21 protein-coding genes are annotated in these 25,984 nt (G+C 45.6%); 5 read left to right on the plus strand and 16 right to left on the minus strand.

Translation table 11 applies throughout. The annotated features are described in order from the left end of the window. Positions 1 to 5 precede the first annotated feature (5 nt). The 9 genes from mraY to ACXAGV_RS02040 form a co-directional block, all read right to left on the minus strand. Positions 6 to 1,088, minus strand: a complete 1,083-nt coding sequence (gene mraY, locus ACXAGV_RS02000) for a phospho-N-acetylmuramoyl-pentapeptide-transferase (RefSeq protein ID WP_014950432.1) — start codon at positions 1,086 to 1,088, stop codon at positions 6 to 8. After that, positions 1,082 to 2,491, minus strand: coding sequence for a UDP-N-acetylmuramoyl-tripeptide--D-alanyl-D-alanine ligase (locus tag ACXAGV_RS02005; protein WP_474871423.1), 1,410 nt, complete (start codon positions 2,489 to 2,491; stop codon positions 1,082 to 1,084). Before ACXAGV_RS02005 ends, mraY begins: the two co-directional genes overlap by 7 nt. Continuing rightward, positions 2,488 to 4,053: a UDP-N-acetylmuramoyl-L-alanyl-D-glutamate--2,6-diaminopimelate ligase gene (locus ACXAGV_RS02010; protein ID WP_474871425.1), complete on the minus strand. Its 1,566-nt coding sequence runs from the start codon at positions 4,051 to 4,053 to the stop codon at positions 2,488 to 2,490. Before ACXAGV_RS02010 ends, ACXAGV_RS02005 begins: the two co-directional genes overlap by 4 nt. After that, positions 4,043 to 5,818, minus strand: a complete 1,776-nt coding sequence (locus tag ACXAGV_RS02015) for a penicillin-binding transpeptidase domain-containing protein (protein ID WP_474871427.1) — start codon at positions 5,816 to 5,818, stop codon at positions 4,043 to 4,045. Before ACXAGV_RS02015 ends, ACXAGV_RS02010 begins: the two co-directional genes overlap by 11 nt. Then, on the minus strand, positions 5,815 to 6,150 hold the full coding sequence (ftsL, locus tag ACXAGV_RS02020) for a cell division protein FtsL (protein WP_474871429.1): 336 nt from the start codon (positions 6,148 to 6,150) through the stop codon (positions 5,815 to 5,817). Before ftsL ends, ACXAGV_RS02015 begins: the two co-directional genes overlap by 4 nt. Then, entirely contained in the window at positions 6,147 to 7,088 is a 942-nt protein-coding gene (gene rsmH / locus ACXAGV_RS02025) for a 16S rRNA (cytosine(1402)-N(4))-methyltransferase RsmH (RefSeq protein WP_474871431.1), read from the minus strand. The genes ftsL and rsmH overlap by 4 nt, the downstream gene beginning before the upstream one ends. After that, a complete protein-coding gene (gene mraZ, locus ACXAGV_RS02030; protein WP_025256154.1) occupies positions 7,085 to 7,543 on the minus strand; it encodes a division/cell wall cluster transcriptional repressor MraZ in 459 nt (152 codons plus the stop codon). Before mraZ ends, rsmH begins: the two co-directional genes overlap by 4 nt. Before the next feature lie 424 nt (positions 7,544 to 7,967). Then, positions 7,968 to 8,792 carry a hypothetical protein gene (locus ACXAGV_RS02035; RefSeq protein ID WP_474871433.1) on the minus strand — a complete coding sequence of 275 codons (825 nt, stop codon included), beginning with the start codon at positions 8,790 to 8,792 and terminating at the stop codon, positions 7,968 to 7,970. A 173-nt stretch (positions 8,793 to 8,965) separates the two neighbouring features. After that, positions 8,966 to 9,736 carry a SapC family protein gene (locus ACXAGV_RS02040; RefSeq protein ID WP_474871435.1) on the minus strand — a complete coding sequence of 257 codons (771 nt, stop codon included), beginning with the start codon at positions 9,734 to 9,736 and terminating at the stop codon, positions 8,966 to 8,968. Positions 9,737 to 10,128: 392 nt separating this feature from the next. On the opposite strand from ACXAGV_RS02040, the gene ACXAGV_RS02045 reads away from it, so the two are divergent. After that, positions 10,129 to 11,355 (plus strand): dipeptidase, encoded by a 1,227-nt coding sequence (locus ACXAGV_RS02045; protein ID WP_474871437.1) that lies wholly within the window; start codon positions 10,129 to 10,131, stop codon positions 11,353 to 11,355. An 85-nt stretch (positions 11,356 to 11,440) separates the two neighbouring features. Here ACXAGV_RS02045 and ACXAGV_RS02050 read toward each other — a convergent pair whose 3' ends face one another. From ACXAGV_RS02050 to ACXAGV_RS02075, 6 genes are all read right to left on the minus strand, one after another. Continuing rightward, positions 11,441 to 14,734, minus strand: coding sequence for an efflux RND transporter permease subunit (locus ACXAGV_RS02050; RefSeq protein WP_474871439.1), 3,294 nt, complete (start codon positions 14,732 to 14,734; stop codon positions 11,441 to 11,443). Beyond that, a complete protein-coding gene (locus ACXAGV_RS02055) occupies positions 14,727 to 16,484 on the minus strand; it encodes an efflux RND transporter periplasmic adaptor subunit (protein ID WP_474871441.1) in 1,758 nt (585 codons plus the stop codon). The genes ACXAGV_RS02050 and ACXAGV_RS02055 overlap by 8 nt, the downstream gene beginning before the upstream one ends. Positions 16,485 to 16,486: 2 nt before the next feature. After that, positions 16,487 to 17,803 carry a TolC family protein gene (locus ACXAGV_RS02060; RefSeq protein ID WP_474871443.1) on the minus strand — a complete coding sequence of 439 codons (1,317 nt, stop codon included), beginning with the start codon at positions 17,801 to 17,803 and terminating at the stop codon, positions 16,487 to 16,489. Positions 17,804 to 18,116: 313 nt separating this feature from the next. Further along, complete coding sequence (locus tag ACXAGV_RS02065) at positions 18,117 to 18,647, minus strand: hypothetical protein (RefSeq protein ID WP_474871444.1); 531 nt, start codon at positions 18,645 to 18,647, stop codon at positions 18,117 to 18,119. A gap of 129 nt (positions 18,648 to 18,776) precedes the next feature. Next, entirely contained in the window at positions 18,777 to 19,865 is a 1,089-nt protein-coding gene (locus ACXAGV_RS02070) for an alpha/beta hydrolase (RefSeq protein WP_474871446.1), read from the minus strand. An 84-nt stretch (positions 19,866 to 19,949) separates the two neighbouring features. Beyond that, entirely contained in the window at positions 19,950 to 20,690 is a 741-nt protein-coding gene (locus ACXAGV_RS02075; protein ID WP_039218689.1) for a glutathione peroxidase, read from the minus strand. 225 nt (positions 20,691 to 20,915) lie between these two features. Here ACXAGV_RS02075 and ACXAGV_RS02080 point away from each other — a divergent pair, with 225 nt between their 5' ends. From ACXAGV_RS02080 to ACXAGV_RS02095, 4 genes are all read left to right on the plus strand, one after another. Then, the gene (locus ACXAGV_RS02080; RefSeq protein ID WP_014999287.1) at positions 20,916 to 21,611 is read left to right on the plus strand and encodes an AAA family ATPase; all 696 of its coding nucleotides are present in this window, start codon (positions 20,916 to 20,918) and stop codon (positions 21,609 to 21,611) included. Beyond that, positions 21,571 to 21,894 (plus strand): replication protein RepA, encoded by a 324-nt coding sequence (locus tag ACXAGV_RS02085; protein WP_474871449.1) that lies wholly within the window; start codon positions 21,571 to 21,573, stop codon positions 21,892 to 21,894. Before ACXAGV_RS02080 ends, ACXAGV_RS02085 begins: the two co-directional genes overlap by 41 nt. Before the next feature lie 152 nt (positions 21,895 to 22,046). Beyond that, positions 22,047 to 24,155 carry a diguanylate cyclase gene (locus ACXAGV_RS02090; protein ID WP_474871451.1) on the plus strand — a complete coding sequence of 703 codons (2,109 nt, stop codon included), beginning with the start codon at positions 22,047 to 22,049 and terminating at the stop codon, positions 24,153 to 24,155. A gap of 18 nt (positions 24,156 to 24,173) precedes the next feature. Beyond that, a complete protein-coding gene (locus ACXAGV_RS02095) occupies positions 24,174 to 24,491 on the plus strand; it encodes a GFA family protein (RefSeq protein WP_474871453.1) in 318 nt (105 codons plus the stop codon). Positions 24,492 to 24,612: 121 nt separating this feature from the next. Here ACXAGV_RS02095 and prsR read toward each other — a convergent pair whose 3' ends face one another. Further along, complete coding sequence (gene prsR, locus ACXAGV_RS02100; RefSeq protein ID WP_474871455.1) at positions 24,613 to 25,974, minus strand: PEP-CTERM-box response regulator transcription factor; 1,362 nt, start codon at positions 25,972 to 25,974, stop codon at positions 24,613 to 24,615. Positions 25,975 to 25,984 lie beyond the last annotated feature (10 nt).

Consider the following 25,984-nt stretch of genomic DNA (forward strand, 5'->3'; position numbering starts at 1 on the left):
ACCGCTTATCTAAGTTTGAGGGTAGCAAGACCCACCAACACCAAAATGATTGAAATGATCCAAAAACGCACTATTACGCGCGGCTCTGGCCAGCCCTTCAATTCATAGTGATGGTGAATAGGCGCCATACGAAAAATACGCTGGCCACGCAATTTGTAAGAACCTACCTGAAGGATGACCGACAGGGTTTCCATAACAAAAACACCACCCATGATGATTAACACGAGTTCTTGGCGCACTAATACAGCTAACACACCTAGTGTGCCGCCTAGCGCTAGTGAACCAACGTCACCCATAAAAACTTGTGCCGGATAGGTGTTAAACCATAAAAAGCCTAAGCCAGCCCCGACCATGGCGGTACACACAATCACCAGTTCGCTGGTGAGCGGAATATGAGGAATATTCAGGTATTCAGCAAAGTTCGCATTACCTGTCACATAGGCAAAAATGGCAAATGCGCCTGCCACCAATATAGTGGGCACAATGGCAAGTCCATCCAATCCATCGGTAAGGTTTACCGCGTTACTTGTGCCTACAATGGCAAAGTAGGTAATAATGATGAAGAACGCACCTAACTGCGGGAACACTTCTTTGAAGAAAGGCACCAGAAGTGAGGTTTCAGCGCTTATTGTTGCACTGCTGTATAGATAGAATGCGACGCCTAACGCAACCACAGATTGCCAGAAATATTTCCAACGGGCGATAAGCCCCTTCGAATCTTTGCGGATCACTTTTCTGTAGTCGTCAACAAACCCGATAATACCGTAGGCCACAACCACGGTAAGGGTTACCAATACATAACGGTTAGTCAGGTCAGCCCAAAGCAGGCCGCTTACTACAATTGCTGCGAGTATAAGTAACCCGCCCATAGTGGGCGTGCCTGATTTTGATAAATGGCTTTGCGGGCCATCGTCACGTACGGTTTGACCAATTTGCATACGCTGTAAATAACGAATCATCTTAGGGCCAATTAAAATGGCGATAAGTAATGCGGTCAGCGTGCTTAAAATTGCACGAAGGGTAAGGTATGAAAATACGTTAAACCCTGAATCGAATTGTGTCAGCCAGTCGGCTAGCCAAATTAACATGCTATTCGCTCCCGACGGCTATCGTGCTTTCCCAGCGCAGAGACCTCTACCGCCTCTACCACACGTTCCATTTTGGAACTGCGTGAACCTTTGACTAAAATTGAAATATCGCGCTGCTGCACTAACAAATCACTCTCCATTGCGGCCAACAAACTTTCAACATCGCTGAAATGGCCACCGTTTTCATTAAACACAGCACTCGCTGATTGACTCAAAACACCCATGGTATACAGGTAATTTATTCCTTTTTGCTTGGCGTATTCCCCTACCTGCTCGTGGTAAAAACGCGCTTTTTCGCCCAACTCTTTCATGTCGCCTAGAACAAGAACGCGAATGCCTGAAAAGCTACTTAGTGTATCAATGGCCGCATTAACTGACGCCACGTTGGCGTTGTAGGTGTCATCTAATAGGCGAACTTGTTCAGTAAGTTGTTTTACGTTCAAACGGCCGCTAACTTGCTTCATGGCAAGTAAGCCGTCGCGCACATTTTCTAACGTGGCGTCAACTTGTAGCGTTAGAGCAGCAGCAACAAGGGCATTACCCACATTGTGGATACCAGGTATTGTTAGCTGTATAGACATATCACCTTGCGGGCAAACCAAGTGAAATGCGGCGCAGCCATCTAATCCAATGGTGATATCTTCTGCTCTAAAGTCAGCATCGTTTTTCTGCTGCGGCGAAAACGTTAGCGTTTTGGTCTGTTTAAGTTTGCCCTGCCAAAATTCGGCAAACTGACTATCAACATTGACTACCGCCACACCGTCACTGCCTAGGCCTTTAAAAATTTCGCTTTTGGCGCGCGCCACGCCTAGCAAGCTGCCAAAGCCTTCTAGATGAGAAGCGGCAGCGTTTACGATAGTGGCTACGTCCGGCTTAACAAGGTTCGTGGTATACGCGATTTCACCGATATGATTTGCACCTAACTCCATAACCGCATATTCATGCTGAGGCTCTAGGCGTAGAAGGGTTAGCGGCACACCAATATCATTATTGAAGTTACCGTTTGTGGCTAATACATTACCTCTTCGCGCCAAAATAGCCGCGCACATTTCCTTTACGGTGGTTTTACCACTGCTTCCGGTGATGGCAATGGTTTTAGGCGACACATGAGCTTTCACTGCCGCACCTAACAGACCAAGCGCTTCTTTGGTATCTTCAACCATGATGACAGGTAACGAGGTTACTACGTCTTCACTGGCAATAACCGCACTTGCTCCCGCTTTTTCGGCGGTTGAGATAAAGTCGTGGCCGTTGAAATTTAGGCCTTTCAAGGCCAGATAAACTGCACCATCTTCTAGGGTGCGGGTATCGGTACTTACTGCAGACACTTCAGTGTCAGCAGCGCCTTTTAAAAATTTTCCATCAACCTTTTCGGCTATCCATGACAGCGTTGTTGTTATCATTTGCTGTACTCCTGTTGCAGTCGCGCCACAACTGCACGTTCGTTATAGTTAGTCTTTTTGTCACCGATAATTTGGTAATCTTCATGGCCTTTCCCGGCCACAATGATGATGTCGCTTTCATGCGCGTGCTCAAGGCAATGACGAATAGCTTGCTCGCGATCAGGTATAGACACGGCCAGCTCACGGTTCTTCAAACCCGCAATGATATCCTCGGCGATAGATTCCGGTTTTTCACTGCGACTGTTATCTGTGGTGATTACAATAGCGTCAGCACCAACCTCAGCAGCCTGCGCCATTAACGGTCGCTTGCCTTTGTCTCTATCTCCACCACAGCCAAACACACACCACACTTTGCCCGTTGTATGAAATTTGGCGCTTAACAGCACTTTCTCCAGAGCGTCTGGCGTATGCGCGTAGTCCACCACTAAGTTTGCCGCACCCGTTACAGGGAAAACTTCCATTCGCCCGGGAACGGGCGTGATTGCATTTACCGCGTTAACCACGTCATCAAAACGCTCACCTTCAGCGAGTAGCGTGCCTACAGCGCTAAGTACATTGCTGATATTGAACTTTCCAAATAGCGGTAGCGAAATAGCAGCGCTTCCCCACGAACTCACTAGTTCGAAGCTACATCCACCTGCATGATAAGAAGCATTTGTGGCGAAACAATGGCGACTTTGAGGATTGTTATGCTCTCGCAAGCACTCACTTTCACCGTTTTCATCCAGACCATTTTCGGCTATACCTGTCCAGATTCGTGTAATCGCCTTATCTGCTGCACCATCCCACTTCTTACTTTCATGATCATTGGCGTTTAATACAACAGCATTTAAACCTGGCTGTTGAAGCAGCAAGCGCTTGGCTTTACCGTACTCTTCCATGGTGCCGTGATAATCGAGATGATCTCGAGTAAGGTTAGTGAAAACAGCGATATCGGTTTTTACTGTACCAAGCCGCCCTTGAACCAATGCGTGAGAACTTGCTTCGAAGGCCGTATGGCGCACGTTGCTTTGCACAAAGTCTGCCAACAAATACTGCATACGTATGGCATCGGGCGTAGTATTTGCTGCCGGCGTGTTCGACCACTGAGTTTCATCGCCTTCAAACACACTGCTACCTAGCGTTCCGATGCTTCCACTACGTGTGCCTAACGCATCCTTAAGCTGAGTAAGCAATTGAACTGTAGAGGTTTTTCCGTTTGTTCCTGTCACTGCTACTGTCGTCATTTTCTGGGCAGGGTAGTCGTAAAATGCCGCAGCTAATGCAGAGAGCATTTGCGGTAAATCATATAGCGAAATGATGACGCTGTGGTCGCGCATTTCCATTTGGCCATGGGCACTACTGTCTTCAGTTTGCGCCAGAATTACACGGGCCCCTAAACTTATTGCCTGGGGTATAAAATCTCGACCATCGCGTTCGTGGCCTTTCACCGCAACAAACGCTAAGCGTGTATTCACTTCTCGGCTGTCCAGCGTTAAACCTTCAATGCGAATATCGGGGGCTTCTACACCAAATTTCGCTAACAAGGCTTTGATACTTTGAATAAAGGCACTAACTACCACTTTGACCTCCTTTCAATAAGCGGCTAGAAGTAACCTGCTTGTCATCGGGCGTTACGTTTAGCATGTGCAGTGCACCACCCATAATCGATGAAAAAACGGGTGCTGCTGTGTCCCCTGCGTGATACAAATCACCGCCGGGTTCGTTGATCAATACAATAGTTACTAGCCTGGGGTCAGACACAGGTGCGATACCGGCGAAAATGTTGACGTACTCTTCACCGTACCCGCCAGCCACCGCTTTTCTGCTGGTACCTGTTTTGCCAGCGACTCGATAGCCCGGAACCGCTGCTTTTATTGCCGTGCCGCCACGCTGGGTAACGCTTTCCATCATTTGAACAATGGCTTTCGCGTTTTCTTCGCTTATCACCCGCTCTGATTGAGCTTGCCAAGAAGGTTGTTCAGGTGACTTGATGATATTTAACGGTGTTTTTATACCGCCGTTTGCCAAAGTCGCGTAAAGACGCCCCAACTGTGCTGTTGTCACAGATATGCCGTACCCAAACGAAAGCGTGGCTAATTCAAACTCAGACCAGCGACTGCGCTCATGGAAAATACCGCTACTCTCACCCGCCATATTCAGCCCGGTATCGCTCATTAGGCCCATGTTGTAATAGGTATCAAGCAGGAACTGTTTAGGCACAGAAAGGGCCAACTTAGACGTCCCCATATTTGAGGAATGCTGAATAATTTCTTCTAGCGTTAGTTCGCCATAGTTACGCGAGTCTTTTACTAGGCTTCCGCCTAAACGCATCCAACCTGGGTGTGTGTTTATTGAATCTTCAGGCTCAATTTCACCGAATTCTAATGCGGTAAGCACTGCGAGTGGCTTCAATGCTGAACCCGGCTCAAACGCATCAGTAATTACCCGGTTACGCATTCTGTGCGCAGAAATATCACTTCTATCGTTAGGGTTGAACGATGGTGCGTTCACCATAGCTAAAACATCACCGCTTTTTACATCAATGACAATGGCGGAAGCCGAACTTGATTGATAGTAAATCATGGCTTCTTTAATTTCTTTGTAAGCAAGTGCTTGAATGCGCTGGTCGATAGTCAACTCTAGGTCGCCGGCTTTTTCACCAGATTTTGTTTCTAAGATTTCAACCTGGCGTCCTTTCGCATCGCGGCGTATTTTTCGCGAACCCGGCGTGCCCGTTAGCCACTCATTATACATGCGCTCTAAGCCTTCAACGCCCGTGTCGTCAACATCGGTTACCCCGATTAACTGCGCTGAAACTTCACCCGTAGGATAATAACGGCGGCTTTCACGGCGAAGATAAATGCCTGGAATGTCCAGTTTATCGACGTACTCAGCCATGGCCGGAGACACCTGACGCTGCAAGTAAACAAAGCGACGTTTGGGGTTTGCCACTTTTTCTTTGAGTTCATTTACGTCTTGGCGCAGTACATCTGCCAGCGCTTCCCAGCGGCGTTCTTCTTCAAACCCGTTGTTTTCGTGAATAATTTTTGGGTCAGCGTAAATGGCGCGAACAGGCACACTCACCGCGAGTTCAACGCCATTTCTATCGGTAATAAGCCCTCGATAGGTCGGCATGTCACGTGTTCTTAATGTGCGGTTGTCGCCCTGTTGAATAAGTTCGTCTGGCTCGATAACTTGAATGTAGGCCGCACGGGCAGCCAACACGCCGAAAACAAGCATGATTACGACAAGCACAACCACAAAACGCCAGTGCACCAAGCTTGGTGTTACATTTTGTTTTGCGCCTGTATTTTTGCGTTTACGAGAAAGTGCAGATGTACTCATTTTAGCCTCACCACTACTTCGTCATCTGCCGTGGCACGGTACATTTCTAGCTGTTTTTCAACCAAATTTTCTATGCGGTTATGCTCGGTCAACGCGCGTTGCTCAAGCACGAGGTTACGCCACTCGACATCAAGTTCGTCCTTCTCTTGCATAAGGTCTTCAAGGGCGATGACTTGCTGTCTGTTGTGGTGACTGCTAAGCGTTACCGCCATAGCGCTTGTGATAACCATTAAATACAACAAAACCCGCAACTTGTTGCGGGTCAAATCTGAAACAATGATAAGCAGTAATTTAAAATTAGTGCTGGCCTTGTCTGGCGCGGCTTTGGTCATAACTTTTCTGCCACACGTAATACCGAACTGCGAGAGCGAACGTTGTTCGCAATCTCCTGTTCCGAAGGTTTTATTGCTTTACCTAGCGCTTTAAGCACCTTATCTGCATCTATTTCAGCCTGAGTTATTGGCAAATTATGTGGTACCACTTTCCCTTTACTTTGATCCTTAATGAAGCGTTTTACTAAACGGTCTTCAAGCGAGTGAAATGAAATAACGGCTAAGCGGCCTTCTTTTGCTAACACTTGGGTAGCCGCTTTAAGGCCAACACGAAGTTGCTCAAGTTCCGCATTGATATAAATGCGAATACCTTGGAATGCGCGGGTTGCAGGGTGCTTGAATTTGTCTTTTACAGGTACAGCTTCATCGATGATCTTGGCAAGCTGTGCAGTACGGGTAATAGGTGTATCTATACGTGTGTTCACAATAGCGTGAGCAATGCGCTTGCCGAACTTTTCTTCGCCAAACTCTTTAATGACCTGTGTAATGTCTTGCTCTTCTGCGCTAGCCAACCAATCGGCAGCACTTTGTCCACGAGAGGTGTCCATACGCATGTCGAGTGGGCCGTCACGTAAAAAGCTAAAGCCACGCTCTGCATCGTCAAGTTGTGGTGAAGATACGCCTAGGTCCATGAGTACGCCGTCAATCTTGCCGGTTAGCCCTAGCGCTTCGATTTCTTCAGCCATATCACCAAATGGTGAGTGGATAATGCTAAAACGCTTATCATCAGCGAAGCATTCAGCCGCTTTAATCGCTTGTGGGTCGCGGTCAAAGGCGATGAGTCGCCCATGTTCACCCAATGCTTCTAAAATATGCGCTGAGTGCCCACCACGTCCAAACGTAGCATCAATGTAGATACCGTCCGGTTTAATCGCTAAGGCTTCAATGCATTCATCAAGCAATACAGAAATATGTTTAAATTCGCTAGGCTGTGTCATAGAGAAAAGTCCTGTAATCGTTCGGTAAGTTCAAATTCGCCTTTGCGTTCGGTGTCTATATCAGCTTCAACTTGTTGTGCCCAAATATCGGCATCCCAAATTTCGAATTTGTTTAACTGACCAACTAACATGACTTCTTTTGAGAGTTTTGCGAAACTTCGCAGTGGGGTAGGAATAAGAATACGTCCGCTTTTATCCATCTCACCTTCAGAAGCATATCCAAGTAGCAATCGCTGCAAGCGACGTTCGGCCGGAACCATGCTTGAAAGTTTTGAGAGTTTTAGCTCAATCTCTTCCCATTCGGGAAGTGGGTAAAGCAGCAAACAACTTTGTTGTGTATCGACAGTGCAGACCAGTTGTCCCTGACAATCATCCAGCAGCGACTGACGATACTTCGTCGGTATAGCCAGTCTGCCTTTTGTATCCAGATTGATTGCGTTAGCGCCGCGGAACATTCCCCTAGCCTTTTATTATTTGCTCTTGGTTTTCTTGTTTTTTGAGTACTAATCTGCAAAGTGATGATGATTTGATCCACAATTCGCCACATTTACCCACTGAGTTACAGTTTAGGTACCAATGATCCCCACTGTCAAGTAGAAAAAAGGCGTGAAAGCCGCATAGACACTGGGTTTAAGCTGTCTTTATATACAGTTGTTTTAGGAAGTGTATGATTAGGCGTGCAAAAAAGATTAAAAAATATTCAGGCGGAGAAAATTAAAGTTCAAATTTATCGATGAACGGCTGTTTTTAACAACATTGAAGACGCTGGTTAACTTAAAAGCGATTTATAGGTACAAACGCAAGAAATGAACTACCAACCGCAGCTGATAGTTCACTGTTAATAATTGCTAGCTATCAATAATTGATAGCTGACTTGCTTTAAAAGCGGTAAGAAGCAGTAAGTGACGCGACATCACTTTCAATATCACTGTCGATATCTGTTTCATAGCTTGCTGATAGTGAGAACTGCTCATTTACCCAGTAATCTAAGGCCACTCCTGCTGTTTTTAAGTTGTCAAAGCCATCTGGCGCGTTGGTGTAGCTATAGCTACCTTGAACACTTAAACCTGGGCTAAAGAAGTAACGCGCACTTCCAGATAATACGTCAACATCGTCGGCAATATATTGGGCGGTGAAGTCCCAACCAGTCCCCCCATTGCCTACTGTGGTATAGCGAGTGAAAACTAGAGGTGAAGTTTCATTCTCGCTTTCGCTGTAGCTATTTGTACCGTCATTAATTTCGTAGCTGGCGCGCTGATAAATTACCCCTGCGCCTATTTGCCACTGACGTGACAAGTTAAATCCTACTTTTAAATCGATATTGGTGTAATCCTCATCACCAAAGTCGTCGTCAAATTTACTGTGGGCACCTTCAATGGCCAGCATCCACGTGTCGTCGAAATAAAAGGTGGTACCTAAGTTAAACACATCGATACCGTCTAAATTAGCGTACCCACCAGACAGACTTGATACACGCTGCAGATAAGGGTTAATAAGGTAAGCGCCGCTGTTACCACTCACCTCGTCAAGGTAGCGCACATATCTAGCACCGTAGAGGTTGTCATCTACCCCTTCAAGATCGACAGCGGTAACCTGTACTTCGTTTTGTGTCGCTGCATGCGCTGCTGATACTGCAAATACTGAAGCCGTGATAAGTGATAGTGCAGTTAGCGTTGTTGAAAGTTTATTAGATTTGATGTTCATGTCTTTTGTCCTTAAAAATGTGTTGGGAACGACGTGTAAAACCACTACGCATAAGATAAGGCATTAAAACTTAACGGTTTCTGAACGAAACATGACGAAGTCTGAACGTGAATTTTAGGTACAAAAAAACCCGCAACGTTGCGGGCTTTTAAACTTAAAAAATGAGGGAGCGATTAGGCGTCTGGCGTTGCTTCGGCTGGCGCTTCTTCTGATTTAACAGCAGAAAGCTGCATGTTGCGAATTGGGTTTTCTGTGTCGTTAGAAAGCTCAACAAGGCGGTTTAGCTGACCAACTGACATCATTACCGCGTAAATTGCACCTAGGAAGCCTTGTTTATGTAGCTCAAGCACTTGCTCTTCAGGTAGCTCAAGAAGTTTCTTCTCGTTAATGCTCATCATGCCTGTAACATTGCGCTGCTTACCGTCTTGGTAAGTAAGGCGAATTTGAATTGGGTCAAGTAGGTCTAATTCAACAACTTTCGCTACAAAACGCTGTGTTAGCATTTCGCTATTCGCAAGGTCTGCTAGGAATTTCTGACGGTTATCTAGGAACTCGCTTGCTTCACCCGCTTCAGTGAATAGCGCTTGGCCTTCATCAGAAATAAGGTCAGAGTTTTCATCAATGTAAACGCCAAGCTTGTCGCCGTCTGGACGCACGTCGAATGGATAGCGAAGGATGTTCATTGGAACGTGAGGGCCTTTCCAGCTGTCGCCAGTTAGAAAAAGGTTTTGACCTTGTTCCATACCAAGCATAGTCACAACGTGGTGACGCTTAGATGCAGTGTCTTCAATGAACACTAGCGGCATTGTTGCAGCTAGTTGTGCAAATTCACGAATGGTTGCTGCTGCAAGATGTGTATTTTTCGCAAAGCTGAAAGATGTGTTTACCGCAACCTTTAGGTCTTTATGCTTTTCTTTATCTAGCGGTACAAAATTAATAGCCATATTTATTTCTCATACTTGTTAGCTGTGGCCCCGGCTTGATTATGTGAGAAGAGCGGGTGCCACTAAAAAAATTACGTCGGCCGCGCTGATGCACAGTAGTCATCGATAATTGGCGGAGCGCTTGGGAGTATCCCGTATTCGCGCAATGAAGTCACGCAGTCTTCACCATAACAAGTTTTAAATTTTTATTGCAATGTAAACTTGAAGTAAACAGCACAAGCGCTCTAAAAATGAGCAATATCGAATATTTTATGTGTTAACGAGAGCAATCTGAGGTAAATGCATAGCAAGTAAAAGCCTATTGTCGTGGTAGGCATTATCCTTTAGTCTCGTACTGCTATTAAGTTCGCCGTTGTTGACCTAAGCGATAAAAAACAAAATAAGGATTTTCTATGAAGGGGCGCTTCCCACTTTCATCTTGCGCATTATTTATCTCTGCGCTTTTTGCTTCACACTCTGCATTTGCTGACACATCCACGTATTCAGCATCTGAAAAAGCTATCAAGATAGCACAAGAAACTATTATTGTAGATGGTCACATCGATGTACCTTATCGCGTAAAGGAAAAGTGGGTTGATGTCACTAAAGCTACGCAGGACGGCGACTTCGACTACCCTCGTGCAGTATCTGGTGGCTTGAACGCCCCTTTTATGAGTATTTACGTGCCTGCCAGCTTGGACAATTCGCCTGAATCTACCCAGCTTGCCCATGAACTCATTGACTCGGTGGAAGCCATTGTTGCCCGTGCACCTGATAAATTTGCCATTGCTAAAAGCCCTTCTGACGTAAAAGCTCAGTTTGAAAAAGGGTTAATTTCATTGCCAATGGGTATGGAAAATGGTTCTCCTATTCAAGGGGACTTGGCAAATTTAAGCGCTTTTTACGAGCGCGGCATTCGCTACATCACCCTCGCTCATAGTCAAGCTAACCACATTTCTGACTCTTCGTATGACCTGCGCAGAAAATGGAAAGGCCTTAGCCCGTTTGGCAAAACCTTAGTGGGCGAAATGAACAACATTGGCATCATGCTAGATATTTCCCATGTGTCTGACGACGCCTTTTACCAAGTTATTGAGTTAACAAAGGTACCCGTTATAGCATCGCACTCTTCACTGCGCCGCTTTACCCCGGGTTTTGAGCGCAACATGGACGATGAGATGATCAAAAAACTCGGCGAGAATGGCGGTGTAATTATGATTAACTTTGGTTCAAGTTTTGTGTCTAAAGAAGCCGGAAAGTGGCGTAGTGGCCTTACCGCTGCTCGCAAAGCCTTGGTTGAAAAAGAGGGTGAAGACAGCCCTAAGCTAGAGAACTTTGAAGAGAATTATCGCAAAGAAGTGCCTTACCCTTATTCAACCCTAGACGAAGTGCTTGACCATATCGATCACGTGGTAAAACTGATTGGCGTTGATCATGTAGGTATTGGTTCAGACTATGACGGTGTAGGTGACTCACTCCCCATTGGCCTTAAAGACGTGGCGAGTTTTCCAAACCTAGTACAAGGATTGCTGGATAGAGGATACAGCCGTAGCGACATCGAAAAGATATTGAGCGGAAACCTTTTACGTGTTTGGCAAAAAGTGGAAGTTTATGCGGAAGAGCACGCGGAAGCGCACTAATCTCGCAATGCTTTAAAAATGAAGCGTAGGGAAGCGTGTTATCGCTTCCCCATGCTTTATCTACGCTATTGTATTTTCAATTCTATTATCTTTTGCGTGACGCAATTAAGTAAAACGCGCTTGGCAATACCAAAAGCGTTAATACCAGTGCACTCGCCATACCGCCTACCATAGGCGCCGCAATTCGCTGCATTACCTCACTTCCGGTTCCAGTGGCATAAAGAACAGGTAATAAGCCCACAATAATAGAAAGCGATGTCATCATGACTGGGCGAAGTCTTGCCGAGGCGGCATGGACAATAGCCTTTTTCACAAGCTCATCTTTTTTAATGTTGCCATTTTCTGTTGCGTGCTTAGTAAGCGCATCTGATACATATTGGTTTAGATAGACCAACATGATAACGCCTATTTCTACCGCTACACCAGCTAAGGCAATAAACCCTACGCCTACCGCCACCGACAGATTAAAATTAAGAAGGTAAAGCAACCATACACTGCCCACCAGCGCCAACGGTAAGGTAGCGAGTATGAGTGCCACATCGCGAAGGCGTTTAAATGCCAGATAAAGCAAAAGGCAGATAATGGCTAACGTTAGCGGTATAACCACCGACAGTTTTGCTTTCGCGCGCTCAAGGTAAGCAAACTGCCCCGCCCACGTGATGGAGTATCCAGTGGGTAAATCTAGATGCTCTGACAAATAGCGTTTCGCGCTATCTACATAGCCCCCTAAGTCAACGCCCGTGGCTGAGTTTGACGATATATCAACATACACCCACCCATTTAATCGGGCATTTTCGCTTTTAATTCCGGCTGGTCCGTCGTCAATACGCACGGTTGCCACATCGCCAAGGGTAATGTGAACACCGCTTGGCGTAACGAAAGGCATGGATGCTAAAGATTCAGGCGTATCGCGGTAGTGCTGTGAAAAACGCATGGCAATAGGAAAACGCTCACGCCCTTCCACTGACTGTGTAACTACTTTGCCGCCCACTGCCGAAGCTAGAATACTGTGAACATCGTCTATCGTCATGCCGTAACGCGCTGCCAACTGCCTGTCGATATCGATATAAACATAACGACCACTTACCACCCGCTCAGCGTAAACTGATGCTGTGTTGGGCAGGTCTTTAAGCAGTGTCTCTATATCCTTTCCGATGGCTTCAATGCCCGCAAGGTCAGGCCCCGCAATCTTGATCCCAACAGGTGTTTTTATCCCGGTTGCCAACATATCGATACGGGTTTTAATTGGCATTACCCACGCATTGGTCAGCCCAGGAAATTGCACCAGAGCGTTAAGCTCTTCTTTAAGCTTTTCAGTGGTCATGCCCGCCCTCCACTGGGCTTTCGGTTTAAGCTGAATGAAGGTTTCAATCATCGTCAATGGTGCAGGATCTGTAGCCGTATCTGCGCGTCCAATTTTCCCGAATACCGTTTCAACCTCGGGCAAGGTTGCAATAAGCTTATCCGTCTGCTGTAAAAGCTCTCTGGCTTTACCCACTGAAATGCCCGGGTAGGTTGTAGGCATATACATCAAATCGCCTTCGTCCAGTTCGGGCATAAATTCACTACCTAGTTGGCTTAACGGCCAGTACATGGAAAGTAACAAGCAAAACGCTCCCGCCAAGGTGAACCGTGGGTAATTAAGCAACCGCATCAGCAATGGTTGATACACACGCTCTAAAGCTCGATTTACCGGGTTCTGGGCTTCAGAACGTATTTTCCCGCGTACGAAATAACCCGCCAGCACAGGAACTAAAGTAATTGCCAGCGCCGCAGCTGCTGCCATGGCATAGGTTTTGGTAAAGGCGAGAGGCGCAAAAAGACGCCCTTCTTGCGCTTCTAGTGCAAAAACAGGAATAAAGGATACGGTTATTATTAGGAGCGCAAAGAATAAAGCTGGGCCAACTTCGGTGGTCGACTTAATCACCAGTTCCCAACGTTTAGCTGCCGAAAGCTTTGCAGATGTTGGCGCAGAGGCTGGTATAGATGTTCGCGACTGGGCACTCCCTGACCCCTTTTGACTTGCTGAATCCCTTTCACTTGCTGAATCCCTTTGACTCGCTGAGGCTTCCTGACTTGCTGAGCCCCCTTGACTTAAAAAAGCAGTATGCTGATGAAGGTGCTTGTGTAAATTTTCAACCACAACAATAGCGCCGTCCACCATTGCACCAATAGCGATAGCAATGCCACCTAAAGACATAATGTTGGCATTAAGTCCCTGCAGCTTCATTACGATAAAGGCGGCGAGAATACCAATAGGCAAACTGATTAGCGCAACCATAGATGAACGTATGTGAAACAAGAAGATAGCGCATACCCAACCAACAACCAGCAATTCCTCCACCAGCTTATTGGTGAGGGTATCGACGGACTTATTAATAAGGGTGGAGCGATCGTAAACGGGGACTATGTGCACCCCTTCCGGCAAGCTCGCTTTTAGTGAATCCAGCTTAGCTTTAACCGCATCGATAGTGGCTTTTGCGTTTTCGCCATAGCGCATCACTATAATGCCACCCACGGTTTCGCCATTCCCGTTTAGTTCTGCAATACCGCGGCGCATCAACGGGCTTTCTACCACTTGTGCTACATCGTTGATCGTTATGCTAACGCCGTCTTTGATAACGCCTGTAGGCAACGCCTGTATGTCTTCAATGCCCTGAATATAGCTTTGCGCACTAACCATGTACTCTGCCTCGGCCATTTCAATAACCGAAGCGCCTGACGCGCGGTTACCCCGTTTAAGGGCAATGTCTATCATGGATGGCTGAATGCTATAAGCACGTAATTTTTCGGGGTCGACAATAACTTGGTATTGTTTAACCATCCCTCCAACAGACGCAACTTCAGATACGCCTTCAACTGACTGAAGCTCAAACTTTAAAAACCAGTCTTGCAACGCCCTTAACTCACCAGCATCTAGCGCATTTGGCTGACTAGCATCGTTTTCCAACGCATAAATGTAAACCCAACCTACCCCTGTCGCATCTGGACCTAGCTGGGGTGTCACGCCTTCTGGAAGTTGCGAAGACGCCTGGCTTAGGTATTCCAGAACACGGCTTCGAGCCCAGTATATGTCTGTATCGTCATCAAAAATAATATACACGTAGGCATCGCCGAAGAATGAATACCCTCGCACCGTCTGTGCGCCAGGCACTGACATTAGCGCAGAGGTGAGAGGAAACGTCACCTGATCTTCCACCACTTGCGGCGACTGACCGGGATAGTTTACTTTCACTATAACTTGGACATCAGATAAATCAGGAATAGCATCAACGGGGGTGTTTTTCACCGCCCAGACACCCGCAATACTGAGCATAATAGCGCTCAGCAATACCAGTATTCTATTGTTTACCGACCAGCGAATTACCGATTCAATCATGGTGCATATGCTCCTTATGATTTATCGATTTTTGTTCTGCCGACTTATGCTCCATCGATTTATGAGCCATTGACTTATGAACTGTTGACTCGTAAGCATTGCTTTGCGCTTCATCGCCCTTCAGAATGCCTGCATCATGTTTATGATTGCTGTGACCTGAGTTATGCACCATGCCCTTGTCCACCGCATGTTCACTATGTTTACGCATATCAATAACCGTGAATTCTTCGCCAGTCACAAAGGTGAACATGATGTTGTCACCTTCTTTGAACTGAGATAAGTCAATATGATTTGATACCGCAAATGACATTGTCGCAGGTCCCCGTCCCCATTTTTCAATCGGCCCGCGAGCGATCACTAACTTTGCGTTATTCGAAGCGCCATTCGTTTCGGTGTCAGCCGGCAATTCAATTGCCTCAATAGTACCTGTTGTCGTGGCCTGGTGATCGGGCGCTTTCATTCGCTTAAAGTCACTGCTTTTCGACGACTCTGAATCAATCAAAAACTGTGCTGATACCACAACATCATCCTCTGGCAGCAAGCCTTCGACTACTTCAAAATGTGTACTATCGCTTTGCCCCATTGTGACGCGTACCGACTTAAAGTTGCCATCGCCATCACTGATTACTACTTTTGCGCCCTCAGCAGTGCGAATAACGGCACTGCGAGGAACCAGTAACGCAGCCTTACGTTGAGTAGGCTTTATTCCAACGTGGGCAAACATATTGGGCTTTAACGTGTGGTTGTTATTGTTTAGCGGTATGCGCACTTTCAGGGTTCGCGTTGTTTCTGACAAAGACGGATAAATATACTCTACGTGGCTTTCCCATTTAGCATCGGACCCATGGTCCATTTCGTCGAGGGTAACCACAGCGCTATTATGAGGCGCTATAATTTGCGCGTATTTTTCTGGCACCTCAGCAATCACCCACACCGAATCTAGCTGTGCGATGCTCATCAAGGTTGTCCCGGGCTGAACGTAAAATCCTTCCCTGATATTCAGCGCTTCTACCACACCGCTTTGCGGCGCGTTAAATGTGACGGTTTGTGTTACTCGTCTAGTTTTTTGCAATGCTTCAATAACGCTCTTTGATAGCCCCAGAGTTCTTAGGCGCTCGGCTGCGCCATCAATTAAACGTGCGTCTCCCCGCTTAATGGCTAAAACGTATTCTTCTTGTGCGCTAACTAGTTCTGGCGAGTATAGGGTATAAAGTGCCTGTTCTTTTTCCACTTGCTCACCTTGGGATTTAATGAAAAGCCTGTCGACCCAACCTGATACTCTAGGGTGGATGTGCACAATACTCTCTTCATCGTAGGCAACGTTACCCACCGCCGTTACAGTCTGTTGAAGTGTTCCAATGGTAACAGGCGCAACTTTAACCCCCATATTTTGCTGTACATTTGGCGGAATCATTACGGTTCCCGGCGTGCGCTCATTGCTTTGCGCTGATGTTGCTCCATCAATGGCGTATACCGGTACCAAGTCCATTCCCATCGGTGACTTTCCCGGTTTGTCACGGCGATAGCTGTCGTCCATAGGCGCTACCCAATATAACGGGGTTTTCTTTACGCTTTGGTCACTTTCATCACTACCGAGCTTAGATAAAAATGATGTGTCAGGCGTAAATAGTGTGACTAGACCAAAGGTAAATAGGCCGCCAACTAGTAGGCCTATAATCAAACCTTTTACAAGCGTACTGTTGAAAGCTGTGTTTTTCGTTCGAGTGTTAGAGTTTGATGGAGACGTCATATTTACTGCTCTCTCTGAGAAAGATGGGCGTTGGATGGCAGATACAAATAAGCAAGTGACGCCAGTGTCTTGGCGCGCTCGATGTCGATTTTGAGTAAATCATCCTGAACCTCTACTTGCTTGAGGTTAGCATTGACAACATCACCGATATCACCGGTATCCGTGGTGTAAGCTGTCAGTTCAGCTTCAGAAAGTTGCTGTGTTTCACCAATTAATGCCGTTTCATAAAGCGCTCTGCGCTCACTTAACGCCGACAAGCGAGATTTAAGCACCTCTGCATTCGCGGCAAGCTCGTTCACTTTCAAGCGGAAATCCGTCTCGGAAGCACTCATTTTGGAAGCCGCCGCGGCTATTGAAGCATCTTGACGAGATTTATTGAAAAACGGGAGGTCTACCTGAACTCCCACTGACACAAAATCAGCGCGGCTTGCGCCGTTTTGCGCGTCTTGCCTGTACCCATAGCTCGCTTCAAATGCCCACTGAGGCTTAGTTTGCTCTCGCGCTATGTTCACATTTTGCGCTTCTATCTGGGTTTGAATTTGAAACAGCATAGCCTCAGGATGATGCTGTAGTATTGAAAAAGGCTCACTGCTCTCGATAACCGTTAAGAACGAAGAAAGGCTGAGGTTGTTGTCGTTCAAGATAGTATCGATCTCGAAGCGCTTTGGATAAGACGGCGTTGACCCTTGTGTTGATTGAGCCAGCGGTGCGCTTACAGAGTCATCTAGCGGCATGATTACAGAAGCATCTAGCGGCGCGCCGAACCATTTTGAAAGTGCCGCTCTCGCTTCATTTTTCTGCTGATAGGCCTGCACGTATTTGTCGTCTAGCGACAACAATGCCAAGCGCACTTGCAGTATGTCTTGCTGCGCCGCTGCACCAACGCCTTGACTGTATCTGGAGTCAGTAAAATCGAGTAGCTGTGTAAGCAATGATTTCTCTTTGTCCAATAATCCAATGCGACGTGTTGCATAGACCCAGTTTAACCAGGAAAGCGTGACTTCACGCTTAAGCCACGCCTTTCTAGCTTGGCTCTGTACCGATATTTGGTCAGCCATAACCTGAAACTTTTGCTGGCTGTAAAGGTTTTCATTGCCTCGCGGTAACTGTTGCTTCAAACCTACTTTAAATTGAGTCATAGGCTCTTGGTCAAACGCGAAGCCGTCGGTTGGCAAGTTTTGTACAGACGCTGAAACCTGAGGGTTTACCCAATATGATGAGGCTTCGGCTTCTGCATTAAAGCGATCCTTTCGATGCACATTCCCTTTGAGTAAGGGGTCGTGTTGAATAGCTAACTGCAGCGCTTGTTCTAGGCTCAAAGTCTGCGCCTTAACAGGCTTATTAGTCATCAAACAAAAAGAAAGCACAAAAAATAAGGCGAACAAGGCGCTTATTTTATCAAGCCTGGCAGTGCCCACTTTTTTATGTACCGAATAGTTGCTCATGTATAACATCACTTTTTAGGTGTAAGGCGTGTTAGCGTTGCCCGCTCTTCGCTAAATTTGACAAAGAGAATTAGCAAAAAGGCTTACCACGCGTTACATAGATAAAAGATTAGAGACATCTCAAAACGATTAGACGACGTCGTTACATAAAAACGTCTCTGCTGCGAAATAAATCCGCGAGATAGATCTATGCTGTGAAAAGTGATTTAGGTGGGCGAAACTGCCCGAAGTGAGGAGGTGTACTCTGCCCTAGAATAGGTGCAGCTGCAGCCATTCTTGCTACCGATATTTCGGTCTCGACTGTAGGCTGGATAAGCGCACTAGCGCTAATATTAAAACAGTGATCGGCTGGGCAATTACATTCGCCTTTGCAGCAAGACATGTCGCTCTTCTGCGATGCTTTCACGCTATTCACGCCTGCATCGCTAATTTGTACGCCATCGATTTCGGCAGGCTCGCTCATGCTGGTTTTAGCACTTAAATCTGCATGTTGTGATGACACCTCGTGGTGCTGACAATGTGTATTAGCAGACTCAGGTGATTGAACTTGATGCTTAGCATGAGGTGAATCAGATTGCGGCGTCATCGCCGACTCTGAATGGGCATGTTCATATGAATGTTCAATAGATACAGCGCGACCTGACGACACAAGGGCCATCATAAAAAACAGTATAATAAACCACGAACTTGCATTCGCCGACTTATACCGATTAGGCATTAAAATAATCCGAAACATTTTCAAATACTGTACTCAGAATATTGCTGTATCGACTTAGTATTCGCTAGAATAATAGCGTGATGTCACCGAGCAGTAAAGGCAAGGGAGTGTTTCATCACGCTTAAAAACTTATTCAAACTGCGACAAATAATCACGCAACATCAGGCCCATAGTCGAGAACAGCGGGTTTACCTTAGGTACCGCACATTCTTCTTGCTGATTAACCATACTTGCGTTGAAATTCATTTTATTGAGCAAGTTTGTATCCACAACTAAATCGGCGTGGCACAACCCGTACGATTCATCGATAACGAAAAAGGTATTCGGACCTTTACTTGCTTCCATTAACTGCTCTATGCCATGAATAGGTGTAGTTACATCAGCTTGAGAGTGAGCGGCAAATAGTGGCACTTCAATTTGCTGTCCTTCCTCGACTTTGTCCCGAATGATGTTTATTAAATCCATCAATTCCAACCCTGCTAAACCTGCCACGTTGGGGTATTTATAAGGATTAGGGCCATGAGTTTGATAGGTTCCATCAATAATTCTGGCTAAAAGTTTAATGCCCCAAATTCGAGACATACTTTCAGCGTTGTCAGATAACGCAAGCGCACCAGAAAATAACATTAAACCGTCGATGTTGTTTACATCATTACTAGCTTCATCAAGATAGTGCTCTACCGCTAATGCACCACCTGTAGAAAAGCCGCCCACAAGTAGAGTATCACCCATGCTATCAGCCAATTTAATGACTTCATCAACATGCCCCTGCCAGCGCTCAGCTAAATCCCAGTCAGACATGTCATCATCGGCGTCTCGTTTACCATGCCCAGGCAAAAGCGGCACTACTACGGTAAAACCTTGTTCAAACAAGATGTTGGCTATTTCACGCATGAAGAAAGGTGAATCGCTTAAGCCGTGGATAAGCACCGCCACCTTGCTGCTTGATTTGTTGGTCAGCATGAAAGGCGAGTTGCCTTCGTTGCGTAATACATTACTGCATACAGAAAAGCGATTGAGTGCCGTCTCTCTACACGGCAAGGTTTGACCCCATTCTTTTTCGTAAAATGCTTTGAACTGATTTTGCAGATCTGAAAAACTTCTGCTTTTCATTTCGCTTGTATCGGGTATCGACACATTTGCAGCTATCGCCATATTTGCACCTAAAAGCGCGACAATGCCTGTAAGCATTTTTACAAAAAATTTCGATGACACCATTATTCTCCGCTACGGATAATTAATAAAAAACGGGAGCAGTTTACCATGCTCCCGTTTCTTGTGACGACTTATACGTATATTACGTTAACTAAAGTAAACCTCTAAATCGTCAGAACCACCAATGTGCTTACCGCCAATGAACACTTGCGGCACGGTTTCACGACCACTAATCGCCGTTAAGCTAGTTAGCGAAGCATCTTTGCCCAACACGATCTCTTCGTACTCGTAGCCTTTTTCATCGAGCAATTTTTTCGCTTTCGCACAGAAAGGACAACCCGGTTTTGTGATAATAGAAACTGGAGCGTTGGTTTGCTCTTCTGGTGCAATGTAAGCCAGCATGGTATCTGCATCTGACACTTCAAACGGGTCGCCAGCTACATCAGGCTCAATAAACATTTTGTCTACCACGCCATCTTTCACTAGCATTGAGTAACGCCAACTTCTTTTGCCGAAACCCAAATCCGCTTTATCGACTAGCATACCCATGCCATCGGTAAATTCACCGTTGCCGTCGGGAATAACGGTAATGTTAGCGGCTTCCTGATCTGCGGCCCATGCATTCATAACGAAAGTATCGTTTACCGATACACAAACAATGTCATCAATGCCGTGTTTCGCAAACTTTTTCGCTAACGCGTTATAGCGAGGTAAGTGGGTAGAGGAACAGGTTGGCGTAAAAGCTCCTGGAAGTGAGAACACCACGACATTTTTGCCAGAAAATAATTCATCTGTCGTTTTCGTTACCCATGCATCACCCTCTCGGCATGGAAATGACACGCTAGGTACTTTTTGACCTTCTTTGGAAGTAAAGCGACTTTCTGACATAACAACCTCTTATCGGTAATCTTATTGATGAAGTAAGAAGACTAGAATGAGTTTTTGCACAAATCAATAGGTATTGTCTTACATTCGTTAATATCGATTTTGATGCTGAACCTAGTTCATTGCCTGCCTATGCTTTTAGTCGAGGTTAGGTGCGCTCGTGACATTATTCACGTTCCTCCGTAACGCTCAGTACTTTAACATAAGCGATATTCGAGGGTTATCACCATGATTATTTTGGTTGGTGGAGAAAAAGGCGGTAGCGGAAAGAGCTGCCTGGCACAAAACATTGCGGTTTATCTTCGCACTGAAAAAGGTGCCAAGGTGTTAATGGTTGACTGTGACCCGCAGCGAACGACGTCAGACTGGATACAAGAACGCAAAGCAAACCCTCGTCTAGCCGAAATAAATTGCGTTCAGTTATATGGGAAAATACGTAACGAATTACTTAGCCTCCGTCAGTATTACGATTACGTTGTGATTGACTGCGGTGGTCAAGACAACCTTGCTTTACGTTCCTCAATGGCGGTCGCTGACCATATACTTATTCCACTTAGACCTAAGCGTCGCGACCTAAAAACAGTGCCTCACATGGAAGATATATTGTCTACCTGTAAGATGGTTAATCCAAAAATGAACGCGGCCTTTGTTATCACACAATGCCCTTCTCTTCCCAGCCTGGCAAGTCGTATTCTGGAGGCAAAAGAAGTGTGTCGTTCATTTGGTATACCTGTCCTGAACTCTGTCACTTTTAGTAGAAACATGTATGACGACTCTGAAGAGTCAGGGCAGTCAGTTATTGAGAGTGAGCCAGAGGGCAAGGCGGCGACAGAAATAAGAACCCTGTTTGAAGAGTTATTAGCTGGAAAAGTGGAGGACGCTTATGAGTTTACTCAACCTCAAAAAGTCGAAGCCGTTAGCTAAGCCCAACCTTCGCTCTGTAGAAGATTTTATCGATGATGCATTGCTTTATGCACAGGGTAAAGTGGAAAAAAAGCAATCAACGGCGGCTAAAAACGAATTAAAAAGCATGCGTACAGATTGCGTTGTACCCATAAGAAAACCAGCAAAACCAGAAGGTATGCGACATGCTACTTTTACATTAACACCGCAATGCATTGATAAACTTGCAAAAATTGCTCAGCAAACAGGCAAAGCAAAGTCTGCACTAATTCGGGAATGGATTGAAAAAAACAGCACAAATTAGACTAAAGTATGAATCCAAATACATATTAAAAACGTTTTATTCTTCACAATAGTAGTGTTGCAAGGGCGAAAGCCCCTTGAGATACTCATTAATAGTATATTCTGACAGCGTATGGGAGATACAACAGAATGGGCAGTGGAGGATTGAGCACAGTGCGCGTGCTAATGTGTGCCCTACTATTTGCTATTTATCTTGTGCCGACTAAACCGGCAGTAGCTTTCAATTTGATTAATAGCGAAATCACAAACGTTGAAAACCTTCTAAAGGCTAAAAAATACATTGATGCTGACAGCAAGGCACTTTTGTTACTAGAGCAAGCATTGCAGCAACAGCACTTATCCGCCGATGCTTTTTCAACACTCGGTCAACTACTTCAAAACGCATCTCGTTTTGAAGTATCAAAAGCTATTTTTAACGCTGCACTCGAACGTTATACCGCTGAAGGCAATCTCGACAAAATAGCGTCAACCCTTCTTCAACTTGCTACTTCGGAGAGGAATTTATCTAATTACTCTACCGCAATGACTTATGTAAGACGCGCCATGTCTATTGCACAAATTGAACAAGATGACCTCTTAAAAGCACGATTAAACCTTGAACTTGGCATCATTCACCAAGACCAAGGGGAAATAGAAACCGCTCTTGAGCCGTTAAAACAAGCTCTGCGTTACTTCCGTGAAAACAAAATGGCTAATGAAATGAGCCTTTCGCTTCTCCGTATTGGCGAAATTTATAGTTTACTCAACCAAGAGGCTCTGGCCCATACTTATTACCAAGATGCATTTGATAGCATTAAAAACACGGGTACACCCCGACTACTTGGTATTATAAAAGCACGTATGGGTGCATTGGCACTGAAAGCAGGTGATATTAAGCAAGCCACGCAGACAATCAACGACGCTCTGACCCTACTACTTTCTACCAATGACGTTGGTGCAATTGCACAAGCAAAAATGCTGTTGGGTAACGCACTTGTAGAAAGTGGCGATGTTGCAAAAGGCAGGGAACTGTTAAAAGAAGCCATGCAGTTTGCACGTTCATCTGGGCAAGCCAAATTAATGAAAGAGGGACGGCTAGCCCTTTCGCAAGCTTACATGAAAGAACAGAGCTTTGAACTGGCCTTAGTAGAAGCACGAACGGGTACCATTGATGCGCGAAAAAATAGGGACATTCGGGGGCAGTTGAGTTTTCTAGCAATACAGCTTAGTGCTTTTGTTTCGCTTGGGGAGTTTAAAAAAGCGCTGGACATTCAATCAGTCATTCAACAGTTGCGTGAAAGGTTGCTGGACTCAGAAAACAAGTCCGCCATAGAAGGCCTTCAGGCTGAAATCGAACTTGTGCGACAGTCTCGCACGCTAGAAAAGTTAGAAGAATCGAAGCAACTTGTGCTTGCCCAAGCTGAGCGTGAAAGCTTACAAACCACCTTGTTTTGGAGTGTGTCCTTAGCTGCTCTGTTGCTGACATTTTTAGTCTGGAGTCGATACAAGCAGCGCCAGCAAACCATTATTCTGCGCCGAGAAGTTAGACAGCAAACGTTGACCCTCCAAGAAAAAAATCAAGAGCTTGAAAGAGCATACAAGACGCTAGAAGAGGTAAGCCTGCGCGATCCGTTAACGGGTTTGTACAATAGGCACTATCTTGAGTCACAACTACCGGGTGAAATTAGGCGCAGTCAATTTTCAGCAAAACAAAATACAAATGCTCATAAATCGGAACAAGACTTACTCTGCTTGCTTATCGATATCGACCACTTTAAACGTATCAACGACGATTACGGCCATATGGCGGGTGACAAGGTGTTATCAGCATTCTCTAACGTATTAAAAGAAGTATTCCGACAGACCGATCTTATTATTCGATGGGGCGGTGAAGAGTTCTTAGTCGTATGTCGCCAATCTAATAGGGAAGAACTGCCAGAATTGGCTGAGCGCTGTCGAGAAATGGTGGCTCGCACGTCTTTTGATATTGGCCAAGAAGCTCCCATCAATATTACCTGTAGTATAGGCTTCTCATTGCTTCCTCCTGACAAAGAGGATGATTTTGATGCTGCATGGAAGCGAACGTTTGCTGTAGTAGATTATGCGCTTTACGCCACTAAACTTTCTGGCCGTAACGGATGGGTAGGTGTAATAGAAACACTGACAAGCCCTAGAGCGCATCCAACGTTGTTAGATACTAAATTCAATTTTCCTGGTTCAAGAATTGCCACATCATTTAACAATGTGGCGAGTATCAAGTGGCCAGATACCCTCGATAAATAGCAGTAGAGGAAGTGAGATATGTATAGAGGAAGCTGTCACTGTCAAGCCATTCAATATGAAATTGAACACTTGGATGAATTAGAAGCCGACAATGAAACTCTGACTCAAACAGATACCAGTAAACTCAGTATGACAGTTGAAAAAGAAAGGCTTGTTATCGACTGTGCTCCTTTCTCGTTAGCCAAATTGCATGAGGCTAACGGTGAAACGCATCACGTTTGTAATGTGTGTGCGAGCGTCATTTTTGTAGAACTTAATCCAAATAAAGTACGACTTGAAGTGACATTTACGGGTCACGACGCGCTAGCGGAACCACATCGCCAGTTTATGCTTTGAAAACGTAAACATATGTTGTTTCGCTAGCATAATGCATATTTTTTACGGCTTAATAACTGGGGTGAAAAGTCATTCATCCCAGTTATTAAGCACTTGCAGAGGAAGGTGCAATTATCTGCCTTTAATCGCTACTTTTAATATCTTCCATGTGATATTTATCAATAAGCGAATATAGTGTTGGTCGCGTAACGCCAAGCAGTTCTGCCGTTCTAGACATATTCTTATCTGCTTTTTGATAGGCCCTGCGAATAGCTCTACTCTCTGCAATCTCCCGCACTTCGCGTAGGTTCAATGTTTCAGGCTCATCGACAGCATCTACTGGCATTAGCCCTAAGTCATCAGGTTGGATGACTGTACCTTCAGCCATAATTACCGCTGACTTGAGTTTGTTTTGCATTTCACGAATGTTACCCGGCCATTTGTGAGCTAACATGGCATTAACAGCGGTTTCAGAGAAGCTTTTGGCCTTAGCTTTAAACTCTTCGCGGTAAATGTTTAAGAAGGTACGGGCGAGCAGAATGATATCTTGGTCTCGTTCACGCAACGGCGGGATTACAATGGGCATTTCACCTACTCGGTAATACAAATCTTCCCTAAAAGTTTCCTGCGCTACCATGGACTGCAAATCTCTGTGAGTCGCACAGATAACCCTTATATCAACAGGAATTTCATTGCGCCCGCCTACGCGCTCTATCACTCGCTCCTGCAAGAAGCGGAGCATCTTAGCTTGTAACCCTATTGGCATGTCCCCTATTTCATCGAGAAACAAGGTGCCGCCTTGCGCGGTTTCAATTTTACCTATTGTGGTTTTATTCGCGCCAGTGAACGCCCCTTTTTCATAACCAAACAACTCACTTTCTAGCAAGTTCTCGGGTATTGATGCACAGTTAATCGCCACAAATGGTTTATCTTTTCTTGGGCTGTGTTCATGAATACTGCGCGCAAATACTTCTTTACCTGTACCACTTTCACCAAGCAGTAAAGTGCTGATATCGGTATTAGCAATTTTCTCGGCCCGGCGCACTACTTTTTGAATAGCCTCGCTATTGCCGATGATCCTCGACATGCCTGAACGGGTGCGTGATAAAATGCTGTTCTCATGCTCCAGCTTCGACAAATTCAAAGCACGATTGACCAATAGTTTAATGGTGTCCGAATCGATAGGCTTTTGATAAAAATCATAAGCACCAAAATCAATGGCTTTAAGCGCATTTTGCTTATCACTGTTTCCAGTCACCACGATCACCTTAGTTCTCGGCGCTAGCGCAATGATGTCGTGAAGAATACGCAAGCCTTCCGACGCATTCGCTGGGTCTGGCGGAAGCCCTAAATCTAGGGTAACAACCTTAGGTTCAAAACGACGGAGCTGAGCAATGGCAGATGTGTGATCGTCTGCAAAAACAACGTTGTAATCGGTAAGACTCCATTTAAGTTGCTTTTGGATACCTAAATCATCATCTACTACCAAAATGGTATCGGTCATTTCATCATCC

The organism is Alteromonas sp. ABH4_453 (assembly GCF_056160665.1).

Bases quoted from the DNA above. Each gene is read 5' to 3' on its own strand.
- mraY (WP_014950432.1), bottom strand. From the start codon at position 1,088: ATGTTAATTTGGCTAGCCGACTGGCTGACACAATTCGATTCAGGGTTT.
- ACXAGV_RS02005 (WP_474871423.1), bottom strand. From the start codon at position 2,491: ATGATAACAACAACGCTGTCATGGATAGCCGAAAAGGTTGATGGAAAA.
- ACXAGV_RS02015 (WP_474871427.1), bottom strand. From the start codon at position 5,818: ATGAGTACATCTGCACTTTCTCGTAAACGCAAAAATACAGGCGCAAAA.
- ftsL (WP_474871429.1), bottom strand. From the start codon at position 6,150: ATGACCAAAGCCGCGCCAGACAAGGCCAGCACTAATTTTAAATTACTG.
- rsmH (WP_474871431.1), bottom strand. From the start codon at position 7,088: ATGACACAGCCTAGCGAATTTAAACATATTTCTGTATTGCTTGATGAA.
- mraZ (WP_025256154.1), bottom strand. From the start codon at position 7,543: ATGTTCCGCGGCGCTAACGCAATCAATCTGGATACAAAAGGCAGACTG.
- ACXAGV_RS02035 (WP_474871433.1), bottom strand. From the start codon at position 8,792: ATGAACATCAAATCTAATAAACTTTCAACAACGCTAACTGCACTATCA.
- ACXAGV_RS02040 (WP_474871435.1), bottom strand. From the start codon at position 9,736: ATGGCTATTAATTTTGTACCGCTAGATAAAGAAAAGCATAAAGACCTA.
- ACXAGV_RS02045 (WP_474871437.1), top strand. From the start codon at position 10,129: ATGAAGGGGCGCTTCCCACTTTCATCTTGCGCATTATTTATCTCTGCG.
- ACXAGV_RS02050 (WP_474871439.1), bottom strand. From the start codon at position 14,734: ATGATTGAATCGGTAATTCGCTGGTCGGTAAACAATAGAATACTGGTA.
- ACXAGV_RS02055 (WP_474871441.1), bottom strand. From the start codon at position 16,484: ATGACGTCTCCATCAAACTCTAACACTCGAACGAAAAACACAGCTTTC.
- ACXAGV_RS02065 (WP_474871444.1), bottom strand. From the start codon at position 18,647: ATGCCTAATCGGTATAAGTCGGCGAATGCAAGTTCGTGGTTTATTATA.
- ACXAGV_RS02070 (WP_474871446.1), bottom strand. From the start codon at position 19,865: ATGGTGTCATCGAAATTTTTTGTAAAAATGCTTACAGGCATTGTCGCG.
- ACXAGV_RS02075 (WP_039218689.1), bottom strand. From the start codon at position 20,690: ATGTCAGAAAGTCGCTTTACTTCCAAAGAAGGTCAAAAAGTACCTAGC.
- ACXAGV_RS02080 (WP_014999287.1), top strand. From the start codon at position 20,916: ATGATTATTTTGGTTGGTGGAGAAAAAGGCGGTAGCGGAAAGAGCTGC.
- ACXAGV_RS02085 (WP_474871449.1), top strand. From the start codon at position 21,571: ATGAGTTTACTCAACCTCAAAAAGTCGAAGCCGTTAGCTAAGCCCAAC.
- ACXAGV_RS02095 (WP_474871453.1), top strand. From the start codon at position 24,174: ATGTATAGAGGAAGCTGTCACTGTCAAGCCATTCAATATGAAATTGAA.
- prsR (WP_474871455.1), bottom strand. From the start codon at position 25,974: ATGACCGATACCATTTTGGTAGTAGATGATGATTTAGGTATCCAAAAG.